Consider the following 23,619-nt stretch of genomic DNA (forward strand, 5'->3'; position numbering starts at 1 on the left):
TTCCCAGTATCCGCGCGGCGAGTGCTTCGGGCTCGCGCGGGATTACGCGGCGGCGTGGCGGACGAACGGCACGCCGCGCGCGTTTTGCGTGACCTGACGGTTGTGCCGGAAGCTGTCCTCGCCGGACACGAGCACGACGCCGTACTTGTCGAGCTTCACTTCGCTGCCGTACTCGCTGACGGTATCGGTATCCGGGTAGATCTGGACCGCCGCGGGCACGTACCGGCACGCGTAGCCGAGGCGAGTGCGATCCTTCGTCGAGTTGGGGAACGACGAGTGCATCAGCGTCGACCAGAAGATCACGAACTCGCCCGGCTTCATCTCGATCGACACGGCGTTGCGCTCGTCCGGCTTCCAGTCCGGGTCCTTCTGCAGGCTGCGGTAGTCGTAGCCGAAGAAGCCGCGCTTGATCCCGTCCTTCTCGAGCGAGTTGATGTTCGACGGGTCGAAGGTCATCTTCTTCGATTCGTCGTAGAACATCTCCTCGTGCGTGCCGGGCATGAAGCGCAGGCAGCCGTTTTCCTCGTCGCAATCGGTGAACGCCGTCCACACCGTCACCGCGCCGCCGAAACGGCCGTCGCCGGGCCACACCACCTGCGGCTTGCCCGACGCGTGCGCGAACGTGTCGGCCTGGTGCCAGTCGGTGCCCTCGTCGCCCGGATATTTCGGGAACATTTCCGAGCGCCAGCAGATGAGGTCCGGGCCCAGGATCGAATTGAGCTTGTGCACGATCTCCGCACGCATGATGTGCTCGCTCAGCAGATTCACGTCGAGATGCCGATCGTAGTTCGCGATCGGGCTGTTCGGCGGCAATTCGTAGATCGCGTATTCGCGGTCGAACAGTTGCGCGCGGATCTGGCGGTAGCGATCCCGCGCTTCGTCCTCCGAATAGAGTTTGAACGGTCCGATATAGCCCTGCTCGCGGAAGCGGGCGATCTCGTCGGGCGTCAGCTTGAATTGCGACATGATGTTATTCCTCTGAATCCTGGTTATGGCTCGTTCGGCCTGTTCGTGTTCGTGCTCGTGTGGATCGGCGGCGATGCCGCACGGCGCGCCGACATGCGGTGTCGTCGCGCCATCTACGCCGCGTGCAGCGGCAACCGTTCGCTCGTCACGACGCGGTCGCCGCGGCCTCCCGATAAACCTGCGACCATCCTTCGACGGTGGGCGCCGCCATCAGCTTGCTCGTCGGCACCTGGCGCTGCAGCTGCTGCTCGATCTGAATCTGCAATTCGACGATCGTGAGCGAGCTCACGCCGCGCTCGAAGAAATCTTCGCAGGACCGAAGATCGGGAATCCCGAGCACGCTGCGGCAGGCGTTGTGAATCGTTTCGGTGATGTCTATCGTGTGGGTCATGGCTTCTCTCCGATGGTCTAGGTCTCGCTGACCGGCAGCCTGTTGCGATCGAGCTTGCCGTTCGCATTGAGCGGGATGTGCTGAAAAATCTGGATATCGTCGGGAATCTGGAACGGCGGCACCCGCTTGGCCAGTTCGCGGCGAACGTGGGCTTTCATGTCCGGTCCGGCGCGGCCGGATTGAACGATCGCGCTGAGGCGTTTCTCGCCGGTCGCTTCTTCGGATACCTTGACGATCGCCTCCTCGACGCCGGGAATGCCAGCGATGACGGACTGCAGCTCGTCGAGCGACACACGATAGCCGCGTATCTTCACAAGCCGGTCGCCGCGGCCGAGGAACTCGATCACGCCGTCCGCCCTTCGCCGCGCCCGGTCGCCCGTGCGATAGAGCAGGCCGCCTGCCGCCGGGCAATCGACGAACGCGGCGCGCGTCGCATCGGGCGCGTTCAGGTAGCCGAGCGCGACGCCAAGGCCGCTCGCGCACAGCTCGCCTTCGGCGCCGTCCGGCACCTCGCGCAGTGCCGCATCGAGAATGTGAACGCCGGTGCCCGTGATCGGCCGGCCGATCGGCACCGTATCGGTGGGCCGCCGGTCGGCCGTCATCACGTGGCAGCACGTGAATGTCGTGTTCTCGGTCGGCCCGTATCCGTTGATGACGGTGATCGACGGATATGCGTCGAACACCGCGCCGATCGCGGCGGCGTTCAGCACGTCGCCGCCCGCCAGCACGACGCGCAGACCCGCCAGCATGCCGACGAAGCGCCGCGCGACGAGATGGAACAGCGCGGCGGTGAGCCACATCACGCTGACTTTCTCGCGCGCGATCAGCCGGCTGACGGCGTTCGGATCGAACGTGGCGTCCTCGTAGATCGCAAGCCGCGCGCCATTGAGAAGCGCGCCCCAGATCTCGAAGGTCGACGCGTCGAACGTGATCGGCGAGAGCAGCAGCAGCGTGTCGTCGCGCGTGATCCGGATGTAGTTCGTCTGCCGCACCAGGCGCGCGACGCCGCGATGCGCGACGATCACGCCCTTCGGCCGCCCGGTGCTGCCGGACGTGAACATCACGTAAATCGGCGTTTCTCCGTCGTGCCCCGCATCCACTTCGGGCCCCTGATCGTCGCGTCCCGTCGACAGATCGTCGATGTCGAGAACGCACAGCCCGTCATGACGAAACGCCTCGGCGTCGGCCGCGCGCGCGAGCACATGCCGCGCGCCGCTGTCGCTCGCATAGCCGCGCTTGATCGTGTCGGGATACGCGGGGTCGACCGGCACGAACGCCGCGCCGGTCTTCATGACCGCGAGCATCGCGATCACCGCGTCGGCCGAGCGCGGCACGCAGAGCAGAACCCGGTCGCGCGGCCGCACGCCGCTGTCGGCCAAGCGCCGCGCGAGGCGGTTCGCGCATCGGTCGAGCTCGCCGTACGTGAGGCGCGTGTCGCCGCTCGAAAGCGCGAGCGCATCGGGCGCAAGACGGGCTTGCGCACTGAACAGTCGATTGACGCTGATGGAAGTCACGGATTCTCTCGCGTTCTGGGAAGCGAATGGCCCGGAGGAAACAGCGGGCGCGTGTGGCGATGCCGCGCCGATGTCGCGCGGCCTTGGCCGCTTACGAGTGGCGCAGCGGAGCGCCGGCCGGCGAAGCGGCAGGCTCGACGCCGAGTGCATCGAGCGTGATGTCGTCCACCTCGATCCAGCACGCGAACACCGGCTTGCCGTCGATCAGCCGCGGCGGTCCCGCACGGTGAATATGGACTTTCAGGCGATTGAGCAGACGCTCGACCGCGAGCGGAGAAACGGTGATCAGGCGCTTGACGCCGGCAGCCTGCGCGAAGTGGACGATTTGCGCGAGCAGGATGCGCGTATTGCGGTGAGCCCGCTGCAGCGCATCCGGCCCGCCGGACAGGATCGACGACGAAAATCGCGAGATTTCCCACACGTCCGCGCAGCAGGGCGGCGGCGCATCGCCCATCAGGTCGGCGAACACCTCGCCGAGCAGGTAGGGCTTCGTGGTGGGCAGCAGGCGCGCGCATCCGCAAATATCGCCGGACTCCGTCTTGCCGACGACGTAGATCGTATCGGGGCGGTCGAATTGATCGATTTCGAGTCCGTCGACCAACGGCAATGGCCAGCCGAGTTTCTCGATGAATATCGCCCGACGATAATTGCCGAGTGCTGCCTTGACGGTGGAATCCAGTTGCGCGGCGCTTATGACGGTCGTGTCGATCATGTGTGCGTACCCTCTTTAGATGCGCACATTAGAGACGATGCGACGCCTTTGCGAAACTACGATTTTCTACAGGTTTTAAATTTTCAATCCTGAATCAACGGGGCGAGCAATCCGCGCCAATCGAATTTGGCAATCCAATCCAATAGAAATCGCCGGGTATTTTCCGGGCCGAGATCATAGCCTTCGGCGCTGATAATCATCAGATTCGATGCCAGGCTGTCCGGGACGATGCGCAGCGTTTTCTCGACGTCGACGAACCACGACCAGCCGAGCGATGTCGGCGCGGGCCAATGCGCGTCGCTCCATTCGCAATAGCCGGCGCGCAGCGCGCAGATGCCGAGGTCCCAGATTTCCGAGAGGATCTGATCGTCCGCGGCCGCGAACGTCGGCGCGAGCGACACGCGCGCCAGTTGCGGCAGCGACAGACGAACGTATCCGTCCTGGCCGGCGGCGGCCGGTGCGGATGAAGCCGGAGCAGAGCGTTGGGCCACGTGGATCTCCTTCCGACGCGCCGGGCGCGGCCCATCGCCCGCCCGTGCCGGGGGTTAAATGAGCGGCGAGCCGCAACACATGCGCGGCTCGCCGCGGGGCGACGGCGCCGCGGCGGAGCGCGAACGTGACGGTGGCGTGTCCATGCCGAATGACGGGGAATGAAGGGTGAGCGGAAATCGTGCGGTGCCGAACTGCTCGATGCGGCGCGCCGATAAATAATCGACACAGTGCATTTTTGTTCGGCGGATTCTGCCTAATCGATGAGCGATGCGCAAGCCATTAATTGCCTATGCGCATGCAAATCGCCGAGCGTCGCCTGCCTGATGCGAGTGACAAGCGCTTTCCGACAAGAAAGCCGGGCAATGCGGAATTAAACTTGCATTCGATGAGTTGTTTTTTATCGGAAGGCAGCGTGAATTCACGATGAGGCGAGGCGATATTCGCATCGCTTCATTGGGGCGCAACCACGGGATTTTCCGCTTCCCGCGTAAAAGGAGTCATTCGACTATCAGATTTGATAGTTGCTCCGGTCGAGGGTTTGCATTGTACTGACGCGGCTTTGGCGGCCGAACGTCGGCCGGAACACGAACGCTGTCGGATCGCCCGCAATCACGCCGGTCGAACCGAGGAGGATCCGGATGGTTATGTGGTTATTGCAGCTCGCCTTGATCATCGCCGTGTGCGCCTGCTTCGGTTGGCTCGCACAGCGCGTCGGGCAATCGAAAGTGGTCGGCGAACTGGCTGCGGGCATCGCGCTCGGCCCGGCGGCCCTGGGCGCGATCGATTCGAACTTCTACGCAACCGTCTTCGGCCCGGGCGCGTCTACCGGGATGGCGCAACTGGGCGAGGTCGGCGTGATCGCGCTGATGTTTCAGATCGGACTGCACATGAACCTCGGCGGGGCGTCGACGCTGCGGTCGCTGAGAACCATGCCGCCCGCGGTCGTGGTCGCCGGAATCGGCATGCTGCTGCCGATGGCGGGCGGCATCGCGATCGGCTATCTGTCCCACGGCGCGCTCGCGCCGCGGATCGCCGCGCTGCCCTATGTGCTCTTTTGCGGCGTCGCGCTATCGGTTTCCGCGCTGCCGGTGATGGCGAGAATCGTCATGGACATGGAGCTCGTCGACGCGCCGCCGTCGCTGCTCGCGTTGTCGGCCGCGATGCTGACCGACCTGGCGGGCTGGATCATGCTCGCGTTCGTTTCGGCCATCGCGGTTGCCGGCGCGGATGCGTCGGGGCCATCGCATATCGTCGCCGGCATCGCCGTGTTCCTGCTGCTGGCGAAGCTGGTCGCGCGGTTCGTCGTCTCGCCGCTCGCCGCCGACGCGGCGAAGCGGGCGTCGCCCGCGAAGCTGATGAGCGTCGTCGTTCCCTACGTGCTGGTTTGCGCGTGGGCGACGACGGCGATCGGCGTGCACAGCGCGTTCGGCGCGCTGCTCGCCGCCGTGATGCTGCGCGGCGTGCCCGGGCTGCAGGCGCAGTGGGAGCGGCAGATGGAAGGCTTCGTGAACGCGGTGCTGCTGCCCGTGTTCTTCGTCTATTCGGGGTTGCGGGTCACCTTCGACAGCTTCGACGGCGCGTCGCCGTGGCTGTGGTTCGTGCCGTTCCTGTGCGTCGCGTTCGTCGGCAAGTTCGGCGGTGCGTATCTCGGCGCGCGGATCTGCGGGATGAACCGGGGAGATGCGGCGCTCGTCGGCTCGCTGATGAACACGCGCGGGCTCGTCGAGCTGGTCGTGCTGTCGGCGGGGCTGCAGATCCATGCGCTATCGCAGAGCGCCTACGCGGTGCTGCTGCTCGTCGCGCTGACCACGACGGCGATGACGACACCGTTCGTTCGCTTGTGGCGGCGCGCGGTATTGCGTCCGGCTTGATGTCGCGACGATCCGCTGCGGCGGCCCATCATCCTGCACGGCTTTCTCACATGAACAGAAGATCGATCATCGCCGACGACGGACGCGAGCTGAACGCATTCGTCTACGGCGCCAATCCCGATGCGCCGGCCGTCGTGGTCGTGCTGCCGTTCGGCGCCCGGCACGCGATGCTGAGCAGGTTCTACGACGCGCTTCAATCCCGCTTCACCGTCGTGACGTGGGAATCGCGATTCGTGCTGGATGTCGATCGGGACGACGACGATGCCGGCATCGCCGCGCAGACGCATGCGCGCGATCTGGCGAGCGTCATTCGGGCGACGACGGGGCGCGGCCGGAACGTCCCTGTCGACGTGGTCGCCTACTGCTCGGGCGCGGGCGTCGCGCTGCTGGCCGCGCACCATCATCCGGACGCGATCTCGCGCATCGTGCTCGTGAGCGGTGAATATCTGCTGCCGGCCGCCGTCGCGGCGCCCACCGACATCCAGCGCCAGATGGACATCTTCCTGTCGCTCGCGGCGCGCAGCCGTGCGATCGCCGGCTCGATCCAGGAGAAGATCGCGGCGGCGCAGGAGCGGGGGCAGACCGAATTCCAAGCGCATCTGTCCGAGCCGTTTTCATCGGACCTGCACCTCCATCGATACGGGATCAACTACCTGTCGTATCGCGACGTCGACATGATCGAAGTGGCGAAGCAGGTCTCGCATCCGGTGCTGTCGATCGTTTCGACGGAGGACATGCACGTCGGTCCGGCCGGATCGCTCGAGATATCCCGCCTATTGCGTCGTTGCGTGCGCAACGTTTCCGTGGCGGGTGACCATTATGAAATCTGCCGGGGCAACGCCGACATCGTCAAAAGCGTCGTCGAGTTTTTGGACGCCGACGAACCGACGCTTCGCGAGACGCCCTGATGCGGATTCGCCATGCTCCGGCCGAATGAGCGCGCGTGTCCGCCCGGTCCGTCGTTCGCGAGGCACGGGACGCGCTCGAGGCTGCCACGCCCGATCCGTCACAGCATGCCCATCAGCGCCGCCTTGGCCACCGCCTGTATCTTGTTCGTGGAGCCCAGCTTGGAGACGATGTTCTTCACGTGAAAATTGACGGTGCTTTCCGAGATGCTGAGAATCAGCGCGATTTCGTACGCCGTCTTGCCGTCGGCCGTCCACTTCAACACATCGGTTTCCCGGCGCGTGAGGTCCGGATCGAATTCGTCGGCGGCGGGCAGGAACGGCGCCATCGACGCATGGGCGACGTTGGCGAGCCAATGGACGATGCTCTCGTTGCGGAATTTCTCGGCCGTGTCGATCGCGTCCTGCCTTCTCGACAACGACAGCACGCCGATCGTGCCGTCCGCGCCCCTCGACGCGGACGACCAGCCGTGAGCGATGCCGAACGACAGCGCCTCGGCCCAGAACGCGCTCTTCGACGCGTTGGTCGATGCGGACCAGGTCACCGGCCGGTCGCTGCCGAGCGCGGCCTTGACCGCGCTGTCGACGTTGGCGAATCGCGCTTCGATGTAGCGCTCCTGCCACCGGTCGGGATAGTTCGACACCATGAGGATCTGCGGATTGCTGATCGGAAAAGGGCGGCGCATGCCGTAGGCGGCGTATTCGTAGCCCAGGGTGGCGGCCGCGCGGGTCAAGACGGAATTGACGTGCTGTGGGTTCTCACTGCGGGAAAATTCGTTTAGCCAAAATTGAAGAAAATCGTGCATCTCCATATCCTCGCATTGAAATACCGAGAAACAACAGTATTCGGGCGGCGACCTCGATGAAGGTTCGCAGTCCGGTGTCGGTTATTTTTTGGTTCACTCTGGCGGTGAAATGATGTCAGGTAAAGACGGGATCTCGTCCCGACTGCGAAGATATTGCCACAACAATTACAGTTTTGAGTACTCCCGTGCATTTATCGAGCGCCGCATAATTTTCCAAATTAATCATTGGAATTTCCGGTGACATCCGGATTTGAAGCCCGCGTCGGCGAATTTTGGGGATGAACATTTTACTAGTCCGATTTGGCGAAAAATTGACGCAACTTGCAACAATGCCGTGTATTTTTTTGTGAGCGTCGGCGCGTGATCGCCGCTTCGCCACGGGCATTCGAACCGGCCGTGGCGATGCGCCCGACACGTCTGACCGAGTGATCGGAGGCTGATGGAGAACGCGGACGAGTCCGGTGCAAGCGGCCGTCCCGGGCTTTCACGAGTGCCGGGCCGCCCGTCGCCGGGGCCGTCGAAACGGCCGAAACGGCTGGCCTGCGGCGGCTAGCGGTCTATCCGGCAGTGCCGCAGCAGCGCGTCCAGGCTCGGCGCGCGGCCACGGAACGCGATGAACGATTCAAGCGCGGGCCGGCTGCCGCCCGGCTCGAGCACTTCGGTCCGATAGCGCTCGCCGGCTTCCCGCTTTCCCACTTCCGCACGCTCGACGCTCGCTTCCTCGACGGCGGCGTACGCGTCGGCCGCGAGCACCTGCGCCCATTGATAGCTGTAATAGGCCGCGGCATAGCCGCCGGAGAAAATGTGACTAAATGTATTCGCGCTTCGCGCCTGGCGGTCTAGCGGCGTCAATTCATATTTCTGATAAATTTCATGTATCGTGTTTTGCATCGAATTGATTGAATCTATTTCTTGGCGCGAATGCAACGCGATATCCAGCATCGACAACGCGATCTGGTGAGCCATTTCAATGCCCTGGTTGAAATGGCGGGCGGCCAGCATGCGCTCGAACAGCGTATTCGGTAATGGCTCGCCTGTTTCGACGTGAGCGCTCAGCGTGGAAACGACATGCGGGTCCCAGCAAAAATTCTCCATGAATTGCGACGGGAATTCGATTGCATCCCACTCGACGCCGTTCGTGCCCGATATCGCGCTTTCGGCCACGCCGGTCAGCATATGGTGGAGGCAGTGGCCCATTTCGTGGAACAGCGTCACGACCTGATCGAAGGCGAAGCAGGCGGGCGAACCGGCGGCGGGCGCGGCCACGTTGCACATCAGATAGGCGACGGGCGTGCGTATGGAGCCGTCCGGGCCCGTGGCGCGCGAACGGCCGCTCGCCGCCCAGGCGCCTTCCCGTTTCCCGTCGCGCGCGTACAGATCGAGGTAAAGGTGCGCGACGGTTTCGCCGCGCAGGTCCTCCAGCCGAAACAGGCGAACGTCGTCGTGCCAGACGCTGCCTTCGTCGGGGCGAATCCGGATGTCGAACAGCGTTTCGACGAGGTCGAATAGCCCCCGCAACACGGCGTGCTCGGGGAAGTAGCGGCGGACGTCCTCCGTCGAGACCCCGAAGCACTGCTGGCGCATGCGCTCGGTGGCGAACGCGATGTCCCACGGCTGCACGTCGGCCAGGCCCAGTTCGCCGCGCGCGAACGATTGCAGCGCCTGCCACTCGAGGCTCGCCTTCGGACTCACTCGCCGATGAAGATTCTCGAGAAACGCGCATGCGCGCTCAGGGGTGCGCGCCATCTTCCGTTCGAGCGACATCTGCGCGAAATCGCGATAGCCGAGCAGCCCGGCTTCCTCGTGCCGCAGCTTCAGCATTTCCGCCATGACGGGCGCGTTGTCCCATTGCGCGGCGCCGTTCGCGTATGTCGCGCCGAGCTCCGACGCCCGCGTCGAGCGCGCCCGATACATTTCCTCGCGCAACGCCCGGCATGTCGAGAACTGCATGACCTGCTGATAGGACGCGAAATCCAGCGTGAATTCGAAGCCTTCGGCCGCGCGTCGCGCCGCCGCGGCCCGGGCAGCCGCGCGCGCGTAGTCGGGAATGCCGTCGAGCTCGGCGTCATCCGTCACGATGCGCGCAAATGCGCGGGTGGCGTCGGCGATGTTGTCCTGGTACGCGGTGGCGAGCTGCGCGATGCGCTCGCGCAGGACATTCAGGCGCGCTCTCGGGCCCGGCGGCAGCTCGCTGCCCGCGAGCCGCGCGTCGCGAATCAGGTTCCGCACGACCGTGCGCCGTTCGGGCGCGAGGGCGCAAAAGCCGTCCGATTCGGCGACGGCGCGATAGCGATCGAGCAGCGCGGCGTTTTGCCGGAAGCGCGACAGGGCCGCCGACACCCGTCCCGCGCACGAACCGTATGCGGCTCGCAAGGGCGCCGAATCGCATACCGACACGAGATGCGTGACGGTGCCCCACGCATATTCGAGCGATTCGAGCGCGAGACTGATCGGCTCAATCACATTGACCCAATTCGGCGGGGAATTTTTCGCGCTCGCACGCAATATCGCGTTATCGAGATCAATCAGAAGCGCATCGACGGCCTGACTTACATGGAAATCGCGAATTGATTCAAAACGGGGTAATTGAGATCGATCCAGAAGGGGATTGACTAATGTTGTCGGCGCCACGAATCCGCTCCTCTTTCAATGTCACTGAACGATAGCGATGATTGTATGAAGACGCAAGGAGTGCGATACGTTGCGTTACCTATTAGTTCTTGCAGTTACTGATGCGAAGGGGCCAAGTTATGCTTTTCGCGAAATAATTCAACGAATTCAATAGACGGAATTCGATTTCGTCACGCAAATTTCAGGAATGCCGCATGCTCCAAGCTGTCAATGAAACATTGCCGCTCACGAACAGCCAGATGGCAATGTGGTTGCAATGGAAATACGCGCCTGACGATCCCGCCTATAACAATCCGCTGCTTTTCGAACTCGACGGAGAGGTCGACGTCGAGCGGTTGAAGGAGGCATTCGCCGCGGTGGCCGATGCGCACCCGGCCATTCGGATGCGCTTTATCGAGCGTGCGGGCGTGCCGGTTCAGTACAGCGAATCGAATCCGCGCGGACCGCTCGAATTCGTCGATCTGTCGGACGTCGATCCTTCGGTGCGCCAGCAACGGATCGACGCCGCCGTTCAGGGCTGCCTTCTCGCGCCGTTCGATCTGCTCGCCGAGCCCGTCCACCGGTTCCTGCTGATCAGGACGCGGCCGCGCGGCTATCTGCTGGCGCTGAACATCCACCATGTCTGCGTGGACGGCGCATCGGCGCTGATCTTGCTGGACGACATCTCGTCCGCATACGGCGATCGCGCCGCTTATGCGGCTGCATCGGCCGCACGCACGGGCCAGGGATTCGACGCGGTGTTGAACCTCGAGCGGCAGCGCTGGGCGGACGGCGTCCACGCGCAGACCGAAGCGGCGTGGCGCGCGCATCTCGCCGATCGCGTATGCAGCGTCGAGTTCGCGAAGCTCGCGTTCGACGGCGATCGCCCGGCGGGCGACGGCGCGAGGCAATATCGATGGACGCTGCCCGACACGCTGCCGGCCAGGCTCAAGGCCGTCAACCGCGTGACGCGAACGACACCGTTCGTCATCCTGATGAGTGCGTTCAGCGTGCTGCTGCATCGCTATTTGCAGCAGGATGCGCTCGCGATCGCCTATCCGGTCGATACGAGGCCGTCCGGCTTCGCGCGGATCTTCGGCTCGTTCATCAATTTCGTGCCGGCGTTCGTCGACGTGTCGCCCGACATGACTGCCGACGCGCTGTTCGAGAAGGTGCGCCAGCAGCGGCGTCAGACCAAGGCGATCGCGGACTTCCCGCAGGTGGATTTGATGCGGCTCGCGCGGCGAACGCTGGCCGATTCGTCGTCGCCGTGCCTGAACGTGGCGCTCGTGCCCGCGCGCTTCGCGCTCGATTCGCTGAAGCTGGGCGGCGTCCGCGTCGAGCAAAGGCACTATTTCGTCGGCTCGGCGAAACAGGATTTGGCGCTGCTCTACGACGGCGACGATACGCTGAGCCTGATCCTCGAATACCGGCACGGCTTGCTGAGCGAATCGGTCGCGCGTCAGATGGCGAGCGACTTCAACGTCATCGTCGAGCAGATCGTCGATCGGCCGGACCTGCGGATCGGCGATCTGGCGTTGTCCGATCAGCACGCGTTCGCCGAACGCCATGCGACCCTTGCCGACGCCGCGCCACAAACTACGGCCGTCGCGGCGATCGAACGCGCGCTGCGTGAGCAGCCGACCCGCATCGTCGCCGGCGAGCCGGGCCACGCGGTGTCCGCCCGGCAGTTGAGCGGCGCGTCGAACGGGATCGCGCGCCGACTCGCGGCGGCGAACGTGAAGGCGGGCGATCGCGTCGGCGTGCGGATGAACCGCGGCGGCGCGCTGCTGGCGGCGCTGCTCGGCATATGGAAGATCGGCGCGGCCTACGTGCCGCTGCCGACGGATCTGCCGCCCGCGCGCCGCGCGCACATCGCGGACGACGCCGGGCTTGCAGCGTGCCTCCACCGGACCGCTCCGGCCGATCCGACATCGCACGACATCGTGCTGACCGACGAGATTTTCGCCGCGCCCGACGCCGAGGCGCTCGCCGACATCGATGCCGATCCGGACGGCATCGCGTACTTGATTTACACGTCGGGCTCCACCGGCGTCCCGAAAGGCGTCGAGGTGACGCATCGCAACGTCGCGAGCTTCCTGCGCGCGATGGCGGGCGCGCTGCCGATCGGCCGCGACGATCGCCTGCTCGCGACGACGACGATCGGCTTCGACATCTCGCTGCTCGAACTGCTGCTTCCGCTGACCGTCGGCGCGGCGGTCATCGCATGCCCGGAGCACGTCCGCATCGATGCGAAGGCGCTCGAACGCGTGATCGACGACGAGCGGATCACGTGGCTGCAGGGCACGCCGTCGTTCTTCAACGTGCTGCGCGCGGGCGGCTGGCGCGGCAACAAGGGCTTGAACATCCTGTGCGGCGGCGAGCCGATCGATGCGTCGACCTACGACTTTCTGCGCGACGCGTGCGCTTCGGTCTGGCAAGTCTACGGCCCGACCGAAGCGACGATCTGGTCGACGATCGCCGGCCCCGAGGCCGATGGCGTAGCCGGCCTCGGCGAACCGCTTCGCAATACGACGATCCATTTGCTGGACGCGCACGGCCAGCTCGTGCCGCGCTTCAGCAAGGGGGAAATCTGCATCGGCGGACACGGCGTCGCGCGCGGCTACCGCAATCGCGCCGCATTGACCGCCGAGCGCTTCGTGCACGTGCCCGGCGCCGGCCGCGTCTATCGGACGGGCGACTTCGCGTTCCGCGATTCGCATGAGCGGCTGCGCTTTCTCGGCCGCGAAGACGGGCAGGTCAAGATCCGCGGCTTTCGGGTGGAGCTCGGCGAAATCGAAAAGCAGATCGAAGCGCTCGGAGAGGTTCGAAAGGCCGTCGTTCTGGTGCAGCGGGCAACGGCCGCCGAGCCGACGTTGATCGCATGGTGCGAGCCCCGCGCGGGCCGCGCGCTGGAGCCCGACGCGCTGCGGGCCGCGCTTGCCGCTGCGTTGCCCGCATACATGGTGCCCGCGCGAATCGCGCGGATCGATTCGTGGCCGCTCAACGCGAACGGCAAGATCGATCGCGGCGCGCTGGCCGATCGCGCGACGGCGCCCACGTGCCCGCCGCAAGCGCCGCCGCTCGATGCGCTCGATGCGCTCGTTCCGACTTTTCAGGCGATTTACGCGGACGTGCTTCGTCTGGACGCCGTCGATCCTCGCGCGACGCTGATGACGCTCGGCGGCCATTCGCTGTCCGCCGTGCGGATCATCGCGCAGCTCCGGCAAAAGCTGAATGTCGACGTCGGCCTGGAGACGTTCATGGCGAATTCGAGCATCGTTGGATTGATCGGCAGCCTGCGTGAGTCCGGCGCGTTGGGCGCGGCAGATAACGGCGGCGGAGACGGCGGGCGGGCGTCGCCGCCCGAGGCGGAAGGCGCGGCGGCGACGAGCGAAACCGTGGTCCCGAGCGCAGCGCGGCCGGACGCGAGCGCCGCGTCCGCGCCGTGCGTATCGGCGCGGACGCTGAAGCCGTCGGCGAGCGAAAAGGCGCTTTACTTCCTCGACAGCGTTTCGACGGTGCGGCAGACGTACAACATCCCGGTGGGGCTGCATTTTCCGGAAGGCGTGAACGCCGACGCGCTGGAGCGCGCGCTGAGGCACGTGCTCGACACGCACGAATCGCTGCGGGCCGCGTTCGAGCCCACCGCCGAGGGGCTGGTCAAGCGCATCCATCCGACGCCCGCCGGCGCGCTGATCGAGCGCCACGCGCCGACCGATTTCACGACGCTTCGCCGGACGTTGAACCGGATGCTGCGCGAGCCGTTCGAGCTGCACGAAGGGCCGCTGATGCGCGCGCATCACTTTCCGCTGGAGGAGGGCGGCGCGGCGGTGTTCTATCTGTTTCACCACATCGTCGTCGACGGAATCGGCTGCGGGAATTTCCTGCGGGAGATGGCGGGCGCGTACGAGGCGATCCGCGGCGGCGCGCAGCCGGTGGGCGACGGCGCTTCCACGGGCGACGACGATGATCCGCCGGCGAACGCCGCCGCGCGCGTCGACGAGCTCATCAGCCGATTCGGCATCGTCGATCGCGTGCTGAATCTGCCGTATCGCGCGCCGTTCCCCGAGGTGCGCACGCTGGCGGGCGACAGCCTCGCGCTCGAGATCGCCGCCGACGTGCGCGCCGAACTCGACGAATACTCGCGCGCCGCGGGCGTGCCGCTCGCGACGATATTCCTGAGCGCGTTCGCGCTGACGCTGCATCGCCTGAGCGGCGACCGGATCGTCAATGTCGGCCTGGCGACGATGAACCGCACGCCCCGGACGCTCGGAAAGATCGGCCTGTACACGAACACGATCGTGCTGCCGGTCGAAATCGAGCCGTCGAGCCGGCTGAGCGACTTCGTCGATCGGGTGACGGCTTCGCTGTTCTCGATCTACGGCTATGCCGACGTGCCGTTCGAGGAGGTCGCGAGCCGCCTCGTCGAGTACGCGTCGCTCGGCAGGACCCCTGTCTTTCAGACCTTTTTCAATTTCATCGATCGCTCGATGTACGAGTTCTCGATGGCGGGGCTGCCGGTGCGGGAAATCGCGCTGCGCCCGACCGGCGCGAAGTTCGAGCTGTCGCTCGAAGTCAACGACTTCCGCACGCACACGCAAGTCTTCTTCGAATACAGCCAGGACGTATTCGACGAAGCGCTCGTCGACGAGATCGCGTCCGAGTTCGTCCGCAGCCTGCTCGCGTGCGTGCGCTCCCCCGGCGACGCGGTCGAGCGACTTGCCCTGACCACGCAATCTTGAGGAAAACATGGAACAGGTAGCACTGATTGGATCCCGACTGCGGCTGCCCGGCGCCGATACGGTCGATGCGTTCTGGGAGAACATCCTTGCCGGCCGGGATTGCATCGATTCGCTGTCCGACGCGGAGCTGCTCGCGGCGGGCGTCGATCCCGCGGCGTTGAGCCAGCCCGAGTACGTGAAGCGGGCCGGCGTGCTCGCCGACGTCGACCGCTTCGATTACCGCTTCTTCGGTTACACGTTCCGGGAAGCGCAGGCGATCGACCCGCAGCAGCGCGTGCTGCTCACGCTCGCGCATCAGCTGCTCGAGCAGGTCGGCGCGTCGAGCCGCGACGTCGGCGTCTACACGTCGATCGGATTTCCGCACTACCTGCTGAACAATCTGAGCGCCCAGGCGCCCGGCCGGGTCGCGTTGTCCGACGTGGTGTTCGGCAATAGCGGCGATTGCGCGTCGACCCGCATCGCATACAAGCTGGATCTGCACGGCCCGGCGATGTCGATCCAGTCGGGATGCTCGTCGGCGCTGATGGCGCTGCACAGCGCGCGGATCGCGATTCTCACCGGGCAGTGCCGGATGGCGCTCGTCGGCGCCGCCGCGATCCGCACGCCGCAAAAGGAAGGGTATCTGTATCAACGCGACGGCGTGCTCGCGAAGGACGGCGTATGCCGGCCGTTCGACGCGCGCGCGTCCGGCACCGTGTTCACGAACGGCGCGGTGGTGCTCGCGCTGAAGGCGTTGTCCGCCGCGCAGCGCGACGGCGACGACATCATCGGCGTGATCCGCGGCTCGGCGATCAACAACGACGGCCAGCGCAAGTCCGGCTACACGGCGCCGAGCGTCGCCGGGCAAAGCGAGGCGATTCGGCGCGCATACGAGCGCAGCGGGATTGCGCCGGAGACGATCGGCTACGTCGAGACGCACGGCACGGGCACCGCGCTCGGCGACCCGATCGAAATCCAGGCGCTGAAGGACGCGTATGGCGGGCATGGCGGCGCGAGCGCGCGTTGCGCGCTCGGCTCGACGAAGGCGAACATCGGGCATACGGACGTCGCGGCGGGGCTGGCGGGCGTGCTGAAAGCGGCGCTGTGCCTGAAGCACGCGATCAAGCCTGCGCTCGCCGGATTCGAGCGCGCGAACCCGAATCTTCCGCTCGACGGCTCGCCGTTCTACATTCCGAGCGCGCCCGAACCGTGGCCGGACGCACCCGGGCAGCCGCGGCGCGCGGCGGTCAGCGCGCTCGGCGTCGGCGGCAGCAACGCGCACGTGATCCTCGAGCAGGCGCCGGGCCGCGATCTGTCGCGCCGCGTCGACGCGGGACCGCTGCTGATATCCGCGCAAACGCCGCCCGCGCTCGACGCGCTCGATGCTCGATATGACGAGGCGCTCGCGCGGCAAACGCTGCCGTCGGGCGATGCGCGCTACACGTCGCAACTGTTCCGTCAGCATTATCCGGAGAAGCGGGCGTTCGTATTCGAGCCGTCGGGCGGCCGGCGCCGGGTCACGCCGTCGGGCGACTGGCGTCACGCGCAAGCGGCGCTGCTGTTTCCGGGCCAGGGCACGCAGTACGCCGGCATGGGCGGGGCGCTCTACGCGCGCGGCGGGTGGTTCCGCGCGGCGTTCGACGATTGCGCCGATCGCTTCGTGCGCGAAGGCTGCGCGGACCCGCGCGAGCTGCTGAACGCGGACGAGGCCCGCATTCGCGATACGGCGGTTCTGCAGCCTTATCTGTTCGCGCTCGAATATGCGTTGGGCGCGACGCTGCTGGCGATGCGCTTGCCGGTCGCGGCCGCGATCGGGCACAGCCTCGGCGAATACGTCGCCGCGACGCTCGCCGGCGTGTTCGATCTGGCCGACGCGGTCGCGATCGTCGCGATCCGCTCGCGCATCATGAGCCGCGCGCCGCGCGGCGCGATGCTCGCGGTGCTCGCCGACGAGGCGCGAGTCACGGCGTTCCTGAACGACGAGCTGTCGCTGTGCGCGGTCAACAGCGATACGTCGTGCGTCGTGGGCGGCACCGAGCAGGCAGTCGACGCGCTCGCCGCGCGCGTCGCGCAAGCGCAGCTCGCGTCGGTGAGGCTGCCGACGTCGCACGCGTTCCATTCGCACCTGATGGAAGCGAGCAGCCGCGAGTTCGCGGCCGCGTTCGACGGCGTGTCGATGCGCGCGCCGCGCTTTCCGATCGTCTCCAATCTCGACGGGCGCGCGGATTTGCCCGAGCGCTTCGCGACCGCCGGCTATTGGGTCGACCATCTGCGCCGTCCGGTCCGCTTCCGCGATTGCCTCGCGACGCTGGCGTCGCTCGTGCCGTTCGGCGCGTGGATCGAGGCGGGGCCCGGCCGGTCGATCGCCAATACGTTTGCGCGGCTGCCGTTGACCGACGCGAGCTGCTTCCCGACGATGCTGCCCGGACACGAAACGGTGCTGTTCGACACGCTGGCCGCGCAATGCTGGGCCAACGGCGTCGACGTCGACTGGACGCCGCTCTACGGCGACGCGCGCGGCAACGTGGTTCCGCTCGTGCCGCATCCGCTCGACGAGATCTCGTGCTGGATCGACGCGCCGGCGAAGCGGTCCGCCTCCGACGCGGCGCCCGAATACCAGAAGCAGAGCGATATCGATCAGTGGTTCTACGAATACGACTGGACCACGGTGCCGCCGCGCGGCGACGGCGCGAAGCCGGACGAGGCGGCGGAGACGGCGATCGCCGATTCGGTCCTGCTGATCGGGGACGCGAGCGCCGAAGCCGCGCTGCTCGCCGAGCGCGTCGCGCGGGACGCCGCATCGTTCTTCGTCGTGGACGGCGCGCATCCGGACGTGCTGGACGGACGGCTCGCGGCGATCGCGGCCCAGGCCGGATCGAAACAGACGCGCATCTCGCGCGTGTTGATCGTCGTGCCGTCGCGGCGCGACGGCGCGGCCGCGCATCGCGCGGATTCGGACGACACAGAAACGCACGACGAATCGGGCCGCGCAATCGATGCGATGCTGTCGATGCAACGTACGTTCGATGCGCTGCGCAACGCATTGCCGGGCAAGCTCGACATCGCGTTGATCGCGTTTTCCGGCGTGCACGCAGACGAGGCCCGGCCGTCGGTCGGACGCGCGTGGATCGACAGCTTCGCGACCGTCGTGCAGCAGGAATTCTCGCGGATGATCTGCCGCACCGTTCACGTGGATGCCGCGGCCCTCGCGGGCGGCGAGACGGACCCCGAAGCAAGCCGGCGCTCGATCGATGCGCTCGCGCGCGCTTGCCTGCGTCACTCGGGCCGGTTCCTGCGCATTCGCGACGGCCGGTTGATCGAGCGCAAGCTCAAGCGTGGCGGATCAAGCGCCGCGCCCGCGCCGGCCGCGGCGCCGAAATCGCCTCGCAGCGTGCTGGTCGTCGGCGGAGCAGGAAATGTCGGGATGATCTACGCGGCGTTCTTCTCGACCGTCGTCGGCGCGGACGTCGCGATCGTCAGCCGCAGCGCGAGCGCGTTCTCGAACGCGCTGCGCGATCCGAGCGCCGCGGCGGACCGCGCGCTGCGGCGGCGCAAGGCGCTGTACGAGCGCATGGTCGCGGCCGGGCGCCGGATCCTGTTCGTCGATGCCGACGCGACCGATCCGCTGCAACTCGAACGCGCCGCGCAATCGGTCGCCGACGCGTTCGGCTCGCTCGATCTCGTCGTTCATGCGGCGGGCGCGCCGGCCGACATGCACTACCGGACGTTCGACGATACCGATGTCGCGTATCTGGATGCGCTCGTGTCGCCGAAACTCGACGTATGCGCGAACCTGCATGCGCTGACCCGCGCGCTGCGCATTCCGCGCGTGATGATCGTGTCGTCCATTTCGGCCACGCTCGGCGGGATCGGGCTGTACGGCTACGCGGCGTCCCACTCGCTGCTGAACGCGTATGCGCAGTCGGCGAGCAGTGCGGCGTGCCGGTGGACCGTGATCGACTGGGATGCGTGGGAATTCTTCAAGGACACGCGCGACGAGGCGAATGACGACGTCGGCATCGATCACTACGCGATCAGCGAACAGGAAGGGCTGTCGGTGCTCGAGCGCCTCCACGCGCTCGATTGGCCCGCGCACGTCGTCGTCGCGAGCGGCGATCTGATCGGGCGCTATCGCAACTGGGTGCTGTCCGAGCGCGACGAAACGCCCGCCGCGCAGCAGATCGTCGCGCCGCGCCCGCTGCTGAAGGACGAGCTGATCGCGCCGCGCACCCGCACCGAGGCGGCGCTCGCGAAGCTGTGGGGCGAGTGCATCGGCGTCGAGCCCGTCGGCATACGCGACAACTTCTTCGAGCTGGGCGGCCATTCGCTGATCGCGCTGAAACTCGTCGACCGGATCAATCAGACGCTCGACTGGGATCTGTCGGCGGTCGACATGTTCAAGTTTCCGACCATCGAACGTCTCGCCGACGCGAACGCGGCCGACGACGCCGTTGCCCCCGATGCGGCGGACGGCGCGCGCGACGATGCGCACGACGACGCCGTGCCGGCGTCGGCTGCGCTCGATGCGGGCGTGCACGCGCAGCGGCGTCGCCATCACTACTACCAAAGCAGAAAACACAGCATGGAGTCGAAAAGTGAATAATCTTGACGTCGCGATCATCGGCATGAGCGGAGCGTTTCCGGGCGCGTCCGATGTCCGGGAATTCTGGCGCAATCTGGAATCCGGCCGTTGTTCACTGGAGCGCTATTCGGAGCAGGAACTGCTCGACGCCGGCGTCGATCCCGCGCATCTGAAGTCGCCGAAGTACGTGCCGGTCGGCGGCCGCATGCGCGACATCGAATGCTTCGACAACGAATTCTTCGGCATCAGCAATCACGACGCGCGGCTGATGGACCCGCAGCAGCGCGTGTTCCTGCAGCTCGCGTGGCATGCGTTCGAAGACGCGGGCTTCGTGCCGGGCGCGCATCCGGGGCGCGTCGGCGTCTATGCGGGCGTGAGCCTGAACAGCTATCTGCACACCGTCGTGTTCCGGTCCGACGAAGTCGACCTCGACCGCGACGGCCAGAGCATCCTGTTCGGCAACCTGAGCGACTATCTGACGACCCGGCTGTCCTATCTGCTCGACCTCAAGGGGCCGAGCGTCAACATCCAGACCGCGTGCTCGACGTCGCTCGTCGCGATTCACGAGGCATGCCAGGGCCTGCTGAGCTACCAGGCGGACGTCGCGCTGGCGGGCGCGTGCTCGATCAACGTTCCGAACACGCGAGGCTACCTCTACAGCCAGGACAGTTTCTTCTCGCCGGACGGCCAGGTCCGTGCATTCGACGAGCAGGCGGCAGGCACGGTGTTCAGCAACGGCGCGGGGCTCGTCGTGTTGAAGCGTCTCGAGGACGCGCTGCGCGACAACGATCAGATCTACGCGGTGCTGAAGGCGAGCGCCGTCAACAACGACGGCTCCGACAAGGTCGGCTACGCGGCGCCGAGCGTGTCCGGGCAGAGCGCCGTGATCCGCGATGCGCTGCACGCGTGCGAGATCCGCCCCGAGCAGATCCAGTATGTCGAGACGCACGGCACGGGCACCTCGCTCGGCGATCCGATCGAGATCGCCGCGCTCACGCAGGCATACGCGGCAGACCGGCGGCGCGGCGCGGCCCACCGGCCGGCGAAATGCGCGATCGGCTCGGTGAAGACGAACATCGGGCATATCGACGTGGCGGCAGGCGTCGCCGGCGTGATCAAGACCGCGCTCGCGCTGCGGCACAAGACCTTGCCCGCGTCGCTCGGCTTCGAGAAGGCGAACCCGCGGCTCGGCCTCGAAAACGGCCCGTTCTACGTCAATGACCGCACGCAGCCGTGGGCGTCCGACACGCTGCGCGTCGCGGCCGTGAGCAGCTTCGGCATCGGCGGCACGAACGCGCATGCGATCCTCGAGGAAGCGCCCGTGCAAGACCCGCTGCCGGCGACGAAGCCCGCGTACTGCCTGACGCTGTCGGCGCGCACCGCGCAGTCGCTGGAGGCGCTGCGCGGCAGCTATCTGGCCTTTCTGAGCGGCGACGATCTGCCGTCGTTCGCGGATCTCTGCTTCACGTCCAATGTCGGGCGCAAGCCGTTTGCACACCGGATCGCGATCGCGGCGAGCGGGGCGGCGGACGCCGCGCGGCGGCTCGCGGACGCGACGGCGGCGACGAGCGACGGACAGCCGCATCGCATCGTGGTGTCCACGCCGGCGGCCGACGCGAACGCGACGTGGCAGGCGATCTGCGGCGGCGACATCGACCCGCGCGAGCCGCTGTTCGAGGCGGCCGACCGTTACAGCGCGGCGGAACTGGTGGCGGCGTATGCGGCCCTGCTCGTCGCGCAACTGCGGCGGCTCGGGCTCGCCGCCGCGCTGCGGCAGCCGGCGCATCTGCCGGACAGCCTCGTCGAGCTGCTCGCGCCGCGGCGCGACGATCCGCTGCGCGAGCTGATCGCGCAAGCGCCCGCCGACGCGTCGCAGTCGGACTATCCGCTGACGCTGTCCGCCGAGTCCGAACTGCGGATCGGCACGCGCGTGCATGCGCTCGGCGCGCCGTCGCTGCGCGGGCGCTTCGTCGCGGAACTGCTCGCGGCCGGCTGGGCGGCCGGCGTGCCGGTGGATTGGGCGTCGTTCCATGCGGACGAGGCGCGGCGCAAGACGTCGCTGCCGGCGTACGCGTTCGCGAAAAAGGCGCTGTGGCTTTCGACCGCGACCGAGGCCGAGCGGCGCAATCGCAAGATCGAAGACATCGGCCAGTGGTTCTACAAGCCGACGTGGCGCGAAACCGCCGCGCTCGCCGCGCGCACCCGGCGCGCGGACGAACCGGCGGACGCGAGCGTGCTCGTCTTCAGCGCCGATCGCGCCCATCGATTGGCCGCGCCGTGGGCGGCCGCCGCGCGATGCCTGTATGTGGTGCCGGGCGCCGGCTTCGGCGAGTTGAGCGACGACACCTATTGCATCGATCCGGCATCCGAAGGCGATTACCAGCGCCTGATCGAGACGCTGGCCGCGCGCGGACGCCTGCCGCGCCGCGTCGTGCACGCGTGGCTCGCCGCCGAGGCCGCGTGGGACGGCACGCCGGCGAACTTCGCGAACTGCCAGACGCTCGGGCTGTTCAGCCTGATTTTCTTCGCACGATCGCTGAACCGCGTGACGGTTGGCAGCGCCGCATGCTCGATCGTCGTCGCCGCGTCGCAGATGGCCGCGCTGACGCCTCGCGAGGAGGTGAATCCGGACAAGGCGACCGTGCTCGGCATCAGCCGGACGCTGCAGAAGGAGTATCCGTTCATCGATTGCCGGATCGTCGATATCGCGTCGCACGAACTGTTCGGCGCGACCGATTCGGCTGCGCAGCTCGGCCTCGAGTTTCTCGAGCCGCTCACGCCCGAAAACGAAATCGTCGTGCTGCGCGGCGCACGCCGCTGGCAGACCACGTATCAGCGGTTCGCCGTGCCGGCGAAGTGCGAGCCGGACGTCCAGGCGCGCGGCGTCTACGTGATATTCGGCGGTCTCGGCGAGCTCGGGCTGAACGTCGCGGCCCATCTCGCGAGCCGCGCGCCGTGCACGCTGCTGCTCGTCAACTCGAAGCGCTTCGTCGCGCGCGACGAGTGGCCCGCGTGGATCGACGAGCATGGCGCCGATCACCCGTACTCGAAGAAGATCGAGAAGATACGCGAGATGGAGAAGGCGGGCGCGACGGTGCTCTTGCAGCAATGCGACGTCGCCGACGCGAAACGCGTCGACGCGGTGCTCGACGACGCGCGCGAGCGGCATGGCGTGATCCACAGCGTGATCCACGCGGCCGGCCGCGTCGAGAACGGCATGATCGACAACAAGGACGTCCGCCACTTCGAGACGGTGTTCGAGGCGAAGGTGTACGGCACCTACAACCTGCTGTCGTACCTGAAGCGCCATCCGGTGACGAAGGTGATCCTCTGCTCGAGCATGAACTCGATCATCGGCGGGCTCGGGCAGATCGACAACGCGGCGGCCAACGCGTTCGTCGACGCGGTCGCGCAAACCTCGCTCGCGGCGTCGCTCGGCGACATCTGCTCGACCAACTGGGGCGCGGTCAACGCGGAGCGGCTCACGCGCCCGAACGTGCTGCCGCAGTTCGCGGACCTGAGCCGCGAGCACATGCGCAATCACATGACCGAGCGCGAGATCGCGGCGGTCTATGACCGGATACTGCACTGGAACTTCGGGCCGCGCCTCGTCATTTCGACGATCGATTTCGATTCCGTGCTCGAGCACTGGGGCGAAGTGAGCAAGGTGACCGAGCTGGCGCGGCTGCGCCATGTCGCGGCGGAAGCGGGCGAGCAGGCGAGTGCGCGCGCGCCGGACGACGACGGCTACGCGTATCGGTCGGAGCTGCACCGTTTCGTCGAAACGAGCTGGGCGCGGATTCTCGGCGTCGCGCATGTCGACTGGGACGGCGTGCTGCTCGAGCTGGGCGCGCATTCGCTGAGCGCCGTCCAGTTCGTGTCGATGGTCAAGGACCGCTACGACGTCAGCCTGCACGCGATGATCATCTACGAAATCCGGACGTTGGGACTGCTGGTCGAGCACATCGAAACGAAGCTGCTCGAGAAGGCCGCTCAGCTTGAAGTCAGCCAATAACACCATGAACACGACTTTCGAATTTGATGGA

At 66.5% G+C, this 23,619-nt stretch carries 12 protein-coding genes; 5 read left to right on the forward strand and 7 right to left on the reverse strand.

Annotated elements, in window-relative coordinates; all coding sequences use genetic code 11:
- Positions 1–42: 42 nt before the first annotated feature.
- From BTH_RS06270 to BTH_RS06290, 5 genes are all read right to left on the reverse strand, one after another.
- Complete coding sequence (locus tag BTH_RS06270) at positions 43–966, reverse strand: chlorinating enzyme (RefSeq protein WP_009896815.1); 924 nt, start codon at positions 964–966, stop codon at positions 43–45.
- Positions 967–1,111: 145 nt separating this feature from the next.
- A complete protein-coding gene (locus tag BTH_RS06275) occupies positions 1,112–1,357 on the reverse strand; it encodes a phosphopantetheine-binding protein (RefSeq protein ID WP_009896817.1) in 246 nt (81 codons plus the stop codon).
- Positions 1,358–1,374: 17 nt separating this feature from the next.
- Positions 1,375–2,871: an amino acid adenylation domain-containing protein gene (locus BTH_RS06280; RefSeq protein WP_009896819.1), complete on the reverse strand. Its 1,497-nt coding sequence runs from the start codon at positions 2,869–2,871 to the stop codon at positions 1,375–1,377.
- A 91-nt stretch (positions 2,872–2,962) separates the two neighbouring features.
- On the reverse strand, positions 2,963–3,583 hold the full coding sequence (locus tag BTH_RS06285; RefSeq protein ID WP_009896821.1) for an acyl-homoserine-lactone synthase: 621 nt from the start codon (positions 3,581–3,583) through the stop codon (positions 2,963–2,965).
- Between the two features lie 83 nt (positions 3,584–3,666).
- A complete protein-coding gene (locus BTH_RS06290) occupies positions 3,667–3,984 on the reverse strand; it encodes a DUF4902 domain-containing protein (RefSeq protein ID WP_009896822.1) in 318 nt (105 codons plus the stop codon).
- A gap of 729 nt (positions 3,985–4,713) precedes the next feature.
- Here BTH_RS06290 and BTH_RS06295 point away from each other — a divergent pair.
- On the forward strand, positions 4,714–5,946 hold the full coding sequence (locus tag BTH_RS06295; RefSeq protein ID WP_011401199.1) for a cation:proton antiporter: 1,233 nt from the start codon (positions 4,714–4,716) through the stop codon (positions 5,944–5,946).
- A 50-nt stretch (positions 5,947–5,996) separates the two neighbouring features.
- Positions 5,997–6,854 carry an alpha/beta fold hydrolase gene (locus tag BTH_RS06300; RefSeq protein WP_009896828.1) on the forward strand — a complete coding sequence of 286 codons (858 nt, stop codon included), beginning with the start codon at positions 5,997–5,999 and terminating at the stop codon, positions 6,852–6,854.
- Positions 6,855–6,952: 98 nt separating this feature from the next.
- Here BTH_RS06300 and bpsR2 read toward each other — a convergent pair whose 3' ends face one another.
- Both bpsR2 and BTH_RS06310 read right to left on the reverse strand, forming a co-directional pair.
- On the reverse strand, positions 6,953–7,657 hold the full coding sequence (bpsR2, locus tag BTH_RS06305) for an N-acyl-homoserine lactone dependent regulator BpsR2 (RefSeq protein ID WP_009896830.1): 705 nt from the start codon (positions 7,655–7,657) through the stop codon (positions 6,953–6,955).
- Positions 7,658–8,206: 549 nt separating this feature from the next.
- A complete protein-coding gene (locus BTH_RS06310; protein WP_011401200.1) occupies positions 8,207–10,288 on the reverse strand; it encodes a M3 family metallopeptidase in 2,082 nt (693 codons plus the stop codon).
- A 194-nt stretch (positions 10,289–10,482) separates the two neighbouring features.
- On the opposite strand from BTH_RS06310, the gene BTH_RS06315 reads away from it, so the two are divergent.
- The 3 genes from BTH_RS06315 to BTH_RS06325 are packed head-to-tail and all read left to right on the forward strand — an operon-like array spanning position 10,483 to position 23,588.
- Complete coding sequence (locus tag BTH_RS06315; RefSeq protein ID WP_025404185.1) at positions 10,483–15,012, forward strand: non-ribosomal peptide synthetase; 4,530 nt, start codon at positions 10,483–10,485, stop codon at positions 15,010–15,012.
- 7 nt (positions 15,013–15,019) lie between these two features.
- The gene (locus tag BTH_RS06320; protein WP_009896833.1) at positions 15,020–19,594 is read left to right on the forward strand and encodes a type I polyketide synthase; all 4,575 of its coding nucleotides are present in this window, start codon (positions 15,020–15,022) and stop codon (positions 19,592–19,594) included.
- Entirely contained in the window at positions 19,587–23,588 is a 4,002-nt protein-coding gene (locus BTH_RS06325; RefSeq protein ID WP_009896834.1) for an SDR family oxidoreductase, read from the forward strand. The genes BTH_RS06320 and BTH_RS06325 overlap by 8 nt, the downstream gene beginning before the upstream one ends.
- Positions 23,589–23,619: the final 31 nt, after the last annotated feature.

This window comes from Burkholderia thailandensis E264, assembly GCF_000012365.1.
GTDB classification, from domain to species: Bacteria; Pseudomonadota; Gammaproteobacteria; order Burkholderiales; family Burkholderiaceae; genus Burkholderia; species Burkholderia thailandensis.